This is a genomic window from Sutterella parvirubra YIT 11816, from assembly GCF_000250875.1.
GTDB classification, from domain to species: domain Bacteria; phylum Pseudomonadota; class Gammaproteobacteria; order Burkholderiales; family Burkholderiaceae_F; genus Sutterella; species Sutterella parvirubra.
This window is the reverse complement of record NZ_JH605003.1, coordinates 38,081-44,942: the sequence shown is the minus strand read 5'-3', so window position 1 is coordinate 44,942 and position 6,862 is coordinate 38,081. Positions and strand designations below refer to the sequence as shown.

At 66.5% G+C, this 6,862-nt stretch carries 7 protein-coding genes and 1 tRNA gene; all 8 read left to right on the top strand.

The genetic code is table 11. The features are described from left to right. The coding region (locus tag HMPREF9440_RS08055) for a glycosyltransferase family 9 protein (protein WP_040764992.1) at positions 1 to 624 on the top strand (624 nt) is incomplete at its 5' end. Positions 625 to 687: 63 nt separating this feature from the next. Then, positions 688 to 2,001, top strand: coding sequence for a 3-deoxy-D-manno-octulosonic acid transferase (locus HMPREF9440_RS08050; RefSeq protein ID WP_008543182.1), 1,314 nt, complete (start codon positions 688 to 690; stop codon positions 1,999 to 2,001). Beyond that, a complete protein-coding gene (gene thiD / locus HMPREF9440_RS08045; RefSeq protein ID WP_008543180.1) occupies positions 1,962 to 2,828 on the top strand; it encodes a bifunctional hydroxymethylpyrimidine kinase/phosphomethylpyrimidine kinase in 867 nt (288 codons plus the stop codon). Before HMPREF9440_RS08050 ends, thiD begins: the two co-directional genes overlap by 40 nt. 59 nt (positions 2,829 to 2,887) lie before the next feature. After that, positions 2,888 to 2,964, top strand: a tRNA-Met gene (locus HMPREF9440_RS08040). A 119-nt stretch (positions 2,965 to 3,083) separates the two neighbouring features. Further along, positions 3,084 to 4,421, top strand: a complete 1,338-nt coding sequence (gene miaB / locus HMPREF9440_RS08035) for a tRNA (N6-isopentenyl adenosine(37)-C2)-methylthiotransferase MiaB (protein ID WP_008543178.1) — start codon at positions 3,084 to 3,086, stop codon at positions 4,419 to 4,421. 42 nt (positions 4,422 to 4,463) lie between these two features. After that, on the top strand, positions 4,464 to 5,462 hold the full coding sequence (locus HMPREF9440_RS08030) for a PhoH family protein (RefSeq protein WP_008543177.1): 999 nt from the start codon (positions 4,464 to 4,466) through the stop codon (positions 5,460 to 5,462). A 20-nt stretch (positions 5,463 to 5,482) separates the two neighbouring features. Continuing rightward, the gene (gene ybeY, locus HMPREF9440_RS08025) at positions 5,483 to 5,950 is read left to right on the top strand and encodes an rRNA maturation RNase YbeY (protein ID WP_008543176.1); all 468 of its coding nucleotides are present in this window, start codon (positions 5,483 to 5,485) and stop codon (positions 5,948 to 5,950) included. A 39-nt stretch (positions 5,951 to 5,989) separates the two neighbouring features. Beyond that, positions 5,990 to 6,823 carry a CorC family transporter gene (locus tag HMPREF9440_RS08020; RefSeq protein WP_008543175.1) on the top strand — a complete coding sequence of 278 codons (834 nt, stop codon included), beginning with the start codon at positions 5,990 to 5,992 and terminating at the stop codon, positions 6,821 to 6,823. Positions 6,824 to 6,862 lie beyond the last annotated feature (39 nt).

Here is a 6,862-nt window from a genome sequence, read left to right as displayed (position 1 = left end):
CGCCGCACGGTGCGCGAGCCGATCGCATCGTTTTTCTATTCGCGCCACCTCGACCTTCCCGAAGAGATGGGGGCGGTGCTCCGCTACCGAACTGCTGCGGCCGAAGCTTTGGGCTACCCCCTCCGCGGGGGCGACGCCGTCTTCGGGCTCGACGCCAAGGCGGAACCCGTGCCGGCAATGGCGACCCCGTACGCCGCGATGGCCGTCAACACGAGCCGCGACGAGAAGCTTTGGCCCGAAGCGCACTGGGTGACGCTCTGCCGCGAACTTTTGGCGCGCGGGCTCCCCTCCGTCTTCTACTGGGGGAGCGCCGTCGAAGAGGAGCGCGTGCGGCGGATCGCCGCGCAGGTCGAGGGCGCCGTGGTCGCGCCCCGCGCCCCGCTCGCCGCGGTGGCGGCGGGTTTGAAGGGCGCGAGCCTCACGGTCGGCGTCGACACGGGGCTCTCCCACCTGGCGGCGGCCCTGGGCTGCCCCTCCGTCGGGATCTTCGTTTCCACGCCCCTGGAGACGCTGCGGCTCTTCGGGGACGGCCCCGTCGAGAGCCTGGGCGGCGTCGGCAAGGTGCCGGGCGCGGACGAAGTCCTCGCCGCCGCAGAAAGGGTGCTCGCCCGCGGCAGGGCTTGAGCACGAACCGAACGCATTTTTCGGGAGGGCGTCCCCGGGACGCCTTCCGGTTGAAGGAAAGTTATGAAAATCACACCGGGCATGTACCGCGCCTTCACGATGGTGGCTCTCCCTCTGGCGAGCCTCTACCTGATGTGGCGCTCCCGCAAGCAGCCCGCCTACCGCGACTTCTGGGACGAACGCTTCGCGTGGTCGAGCTATCCCCCGAAGGGCGAAAAGCCCCGCGTGTGGCTCCACGCCGTGAGCGTGGGCGAAACGAACGCGGCGAAGCCGCTTTTGGAAGCCATGCTGAAGGCCTGGCCCGAGTGCGACGTTCTCCTGACGCACATGACGCCCACGGGTCGCGAAGCGGGGCGCGCCTTGGTGGACCTGGCGCCCGAGCGCATCCACCAGTGCTACCTCCCCTACGACGCGCCCTATGCGGTCGAACGGTTCTTCCGCCAGACCCGCCCGACGATGGGTGTCATCATGGAAACCGAAGTGTGGCCCAACGTCATGCGCGAAGCCGCGCGCCTCGGGATCCCGATGGTGCTCGCGAACGCGCGAGAGAGCGAAAAGTCGAAGGCGAAGGCCGAGCAGGTGATCGACGTCATGCGTCCGGCCTTCGCGAGCTTCAGCGCGGTGCTCGCGCAAAGCGACGAGGACGCGGAGCGGCTTGCGAGCTTGGGCGCCCCCAACATCACCGTTTGCGGGAGCATCAAGTTCGATCTGAAGCCCGATGCGAGCCAGCGCGCCGCGGCCCGCGCCTGGAAGAGCGAGGTCACGCGGCCCGTGGCGCTTCTCGCGTCGACCCGCGTCGGCGAAGAGGTGCGCTTTGCGAAGGCGATCGCCGCCCAAAAGGACTTCACGCGCCGTGCGCTGGTTCTCGCGGTGCCGCGCCACCCGCAGCGCTTCGACGAAGCCGCCGCGGCCTTTGAAGCCGAAGGCCTTCGCGTCGTTCGCCGCTCGAAGCTTCGCGACGCCGCGTCGATTCCGGCGGACGCGGACGTGCTTCTGGGCGATTCGATGGGCGAGATGAGCTTTTACTGCGCGTTGGCCGACATGGCCGCGATGGGCGGCTCGTTCGAGCCCTTCGGGAGCCAGAACGTGATCGAGCCCGCCATGGCGGGGACCGCCCTGGTGGTCGGCCCCTCGGTCTTCAATTTCGACAAGATCGTCCGCGACGGCGTCGCGGAAGGCGCGATGCTGCAGGTGGAGACCCCCGAGGCGGCGATCGCGCAGTTCACCCGTTGGCTCGACGACCCCGAAGCGCGCCGCGCCGCGGGCGGGCGCGCCGCTCAGTTTGCGAAGCATTGGTCGGGCGCCACGGCCCGGATGATGACCCTCCTGGAGGAAGTATGGCGGACGGCCAGAAAAAACGAATCCCTCATGTCCTGAGCATCGCCGGGGTCGACCCCTCGGGCGGAGCGGGCGTCCTGGCCGACATCAAGGCGATGTCGGCCTGCGGCGCCTACGCCTGCGGCGTCATCACGGCGCTCACGGCCCAGAACACCAAGGGTGTGACGGGCGTCATGCCCGTCCCGGCCGCGTTCGTCACCGAGCAGCTGAACACGCTCTTTGAGGACGTGCGCATCGACGCGGTGAAGATCGGGATGCTGAACGACTGCGAGGTGATCGAGGCGGTCGCCTCGGCGATCGAACGCTGGAAGCCCCGCTGGGTCGTTCTGGACCCGGTGATGGTCGCGAAAAGCATGGACCGGCTCCTGCGCGAAGATGCCGTCGAGCGCTTGCGCACGCGTCTTCTCCCCCTGGCGAGCGTCATCACGCCCAACATCCCGGAAGCGGGCGAACTCCTCGGCATCCCGACGGGCGCCGTGGCGGAGGACCCGGAAGAGAGCGCCCGGAAGCTCCGTCAACTGATGGGGCGCCGTGAGGGCGCCTGGGTGCTCCTGAAGGGCGGCCACCTCTCGGGCGAGCAGAGTACGGACCTTCTGACCGACGGTCTCGCGACGGCGCGCTTTTCCGAGCCCCGCATCGAAACCGCCAACACCCACGGGACGGGCTGCACGCTCTCCTCCGCCCTGGCCGCGTACCTCGCTTCGACGAACGACATGCTCAACGCCGTGCGTCTTGCGAAGGCCTACATCACCGGGGCGATCCGTCACGCCGACGAGCTCGACGTCGGTTCGGGCCACGGGCCCACGCACCACTTCTTCGCGATGTGGCCGAAAGTGGACGAAGGAGGGGCTTCCGACAAAGCGTAAGAATTTGTAACGGCCGCTTGACGGGAGACTTGCGTCTCGGCACAATTCTGATTCTCAACGGCGCATTAGCTCAGTCGGTTAGAGCAGAGGAATCATAATCCTTGTGTCCGCGGTTCGAGTCCGTGATGCGCCACCAAATTCAACAAAGAAGCCTCGCCGTCCGGCGGGGCTTTTTTGTTATTCTCGTCGCGCCGTCCGGGCCCCTCCGGCCGGTGCGGCACGCCCGCCAACGTTTCCAGTCACCGGACCTAAACCGTGTTTGCTCAGAAACTCTACCTCCGCAGCTTCGGCTGCCAGATGAACGATTACGACTCGTCGCGACTCGCCGACCTCCTGAAGAGCGAGCTCGGCACCGAACGCGTCGACACCCCCGAAGCTTCCGACCTCGTCGTCATCAACACGTGCTCGATTCGCGAAAAGGCGCAGGAGAAGGTCTTCTCGGACCTCGGCCGCCTGCGTGAACTCAAGCGCGAAAACCCCCGTCTCCTGATCGCCGTCGGCGGGTGCGTCGCCAGTCAGGAAGGGGAAGGCATCATCCGCCGTGCCCCGTACGTCGACATCGTCTTCGGGCCGCAGACCCTTCACCGTCTCCCCGACATGATCCGCCGCCGCGTCGAAACCGGCAAAGCGCAGGTCGACGTGAGCTTCCCCGAAATCGAGAAGTTCGACCACCTGCCCAAGCCCGAAGCCAAGGGCGCGACCGCCTTCGTCTCGATCATGGAAGGCTGCTCGAAGTACTGCTCCTACTGCGTGGTGCCCTACACCCGCGGCGAAGAGATCTCGCGCCCGTTGGTGGACGTGCTCCTCGAGGTCGCGCAGCTCGCCGACCAGGGCGTCAAGGAAGTGACGCTTCTGGGGCAGAACGTCAACGCCTACCGCGGCCGCACGCCCGAAGGCGACGAAGCGGACTTCGCGATGCTCTTGGAGTACATCTCGGAAATCGACGCGATCGAGCGCATCCGCTACACGACGAGCCACCCGCGCGAATTCACCGACCGCATCATCGACTGCTACCGGCGTCTCCCGAAGCTCGTCAACCACGTGCACCTTCCGGTGCAGGCGGGCTCCGACCGCGTGCTCGCGGCGATGAAGCGCGGCTACACCGCGCTCGAATACAAGTCGATCATCCGGCGCCTGCGCGCCGCGCGCCCCGGGATCGTCGTCGCGACCGACTTCATCGTGGGCTTCCCCGGCGAAACCGAAGCGGACTTCGAGCAGACGATGAAGCTCCAGGAGGAGATCGGGTTCGATGCGAGCTTCAGCTTCATCTACAGCCCGCGCCCGGGCACCCCGGCCGCGCGTCTTCCCGACGACACGCCCTATCAGGTGAAGCTGGAGCGCCTGCAGCGCCTTCAGGCCGCCAACGACGCCCGCGCGCAGGAAATCAGCCGCGCGATGGTGGGCGGCGTCGAGCGCGTGCTGGTCGTGGGGCCCGCGCGCCGCGGCGAAGGCTTCCTCATGGCGCGCACCGACAACAACCGCATCGTCAATTTCCCCGGGCCCGAAAGCCTCATCAATCAGATGGTCCGGGTGAAAATAACGGAAGCGTTCCCGCATTCGCTGGGCGGCGAGCTCTGCGAAGACGGGGAGTGAATTTCACCCGACGCGAAACCATACGAAGGAAGGGAGAACGTTTTGACGAAGAACTTTGATGGCACCGCTGAGGCGCTCACGTTTTCGAGCGCCGCCGACAACACGACACTCGCGCTCGTGTGCGGGCCTCTGGACGAAAACCTGAGGGAGATGAGTTCGGTTCTGAACGTGGAGATCCGCCGCCGCGGGTCGACCTTCCGTGTGGCGGGCGAAAAGACCGCCGCGGAGCGCGCCGTGCGCGCGATCCGCGGTCTCATCGAAGAGACGGAACGCTCGGCCGAACCCGTGACGAAGGACGCCGTGCAGTGGCGCTTCGTCGCGGAGGACGATCAGTTCCGCGCGGGCGTGACGAACGAGGAGCTCGGCCCGACGGTGGACCTGAAGACCCGCCGCCGCGACCTCCAGGGGCGCACGCCGAACCAGCGCCAGTACCTGCGCGCGATCCTCTCGCACGACATCAGCTTCGGGATCGGCCCTGCGGGGACCGGGAAGACCTATCTTGCGGTCGCCGCCGCGGTCGACGCCTTCGAACGCGGCCAGGTGGAGAGGATCGTCCTGACGCGCCCCGCCGTCGAAGCGGGCGAGCGTCTCGGTTTTCTGCCGGGCGACCTCACGCAGAAGGTGGACCCCTACCTGCGGCCGCTCTACGACGCGCTCTTCGACCTGATGGGGTTTGAAAAGAGCCAGCGCCTCATGGAGCGCCAGTCGATCGAAGTGGCGCCCCTGGCCTACATGCGCGGCCGAACCTTGAACAACGCCTTCGTCATCCTCGACGAAGCGCAGAACACGACGCCCGAGCAGATGAAGATGTTCTTGACGCGCATCGGGTTCGGGTCCCGCGCCGTCATCACGGGTGACGTGACGCAGATCGACCTCCCGAAGGGCGTCAGGAGCGGCCTCAAGCACGCCGCCGACATCCTCGCCGACGTGCGCGGCATCGCCGTCACGCGCTTCACCGCGCGCGACGTCGTGCGCCATCCGTTGGTCGCGCGCATCGTGGAAGCCTATGAACGCGCGGGCGGCGCCGACGCCCAGCGCTGAGCATTCGAAGGAGAACCTACATGACCGAGAACGCGCCCACGCTCACCGTGCACATGCAGCAGCGCTCGAAGTTCCCCGAACTGCCCGACCGCCGCGTCATGCTCCGCTGGATGCGCGCCGCCGTCGAGACCGACGCGGAATTCACCGTGCGCTTCGTCGACCTTGAAGAGGGCCGCGAGCTCAACCACCAGTTCCGCGGCCGCGACTACGCGACGAACGTGCTCACGTTCGACTACGCGCGCGAGCCCGTCGTCATGGCCGACATCGTGATCGCGGTGCCGGTGCTCGTGCGCGAGGCCGAAGAGCAGGGGAAGACCTTCCGCGAGCATCTCGCGCACCTGCTCGTCCACGGCGTCCTTCACGCCCGCGGCTACGACCACCTCGACGAGGAGGAGGCCGAGGAGATGGAGGCGCTCGAGACGAAGATCCTCACCGGGTTGGGGTTTCCCAATCCCTACAGCGATCGGATCGGCATGGTGCACGACTAAACGTGTATCCTGAAAGCTCGAATCCGTTTTCCCGCATCCATGCAGAACAACGAACCTCCCAGTACGAAGCCGAAAGGCTTTTTCGACCGCCTTGCGGCGGCATTCCACGACGACGCGCCCGCCGACCGCGAGGCCGTCCGCGAAACCCTTCGCGAAGCGCTTGAGCGCGGACTGATCGACACCGACACGTGTTCGATGATGGAGGGCGCGCTCACCGTTTCGGAGCTGCGCGCCCACGAACTGATGGTGCCGCGCTCGCAGATCTACGCGATTGACCTCTCAGAGCCTCAAGAGACGTGGCTCTCGATCGTGAACGAATCCGGCCACTCGCGTTTCCCCGCCGTCGACGGCGACCTCGACAACGTGTTGGGGTTGATCCACGCAAAGGATCTTCTGAAGCTCATCACGAAGCCCGACCTCGACGTGAAGACGCTCCTGCGTCCCGCGCGCTTCATTCCCGAGAGCCAGCCGACGAACGTGCTCCTGCGCGACTTCAAGGCGACGCGCTCGCACATGGCGCTCGTGATCGACGAATTCGGGAGCGTCTCGGGCCTCATCACGATTGAGGACGTTCTGGAACAGATCGTCGGCGACATCTCCGACGAATTCGACCGTGAGGACAAGTCCGGGAACATCGTCCCCGACGGGAAGGCCTGGCGCGTGAAGGCGATCACGCCCATTGAGCAGTTCAACGAATACTTCGGCGCGGACCTCGAAGACCCCTACTGCGAAACGATCGGGGGTCTCGTCACGGACCGCTTCGAGCACGTGCCCCGCGCGGACGAAGTGCTCGAAGAAAAGAACTTCCGCATCCGGATCCTGCGCGCCGACGAGCGCCAGGTTCAGACGCTTCTCGTGGAGAGAATTGGATGAATGCGCGGCGCGCCGCCCTGAAGCTCGCCGCCGGCGCCG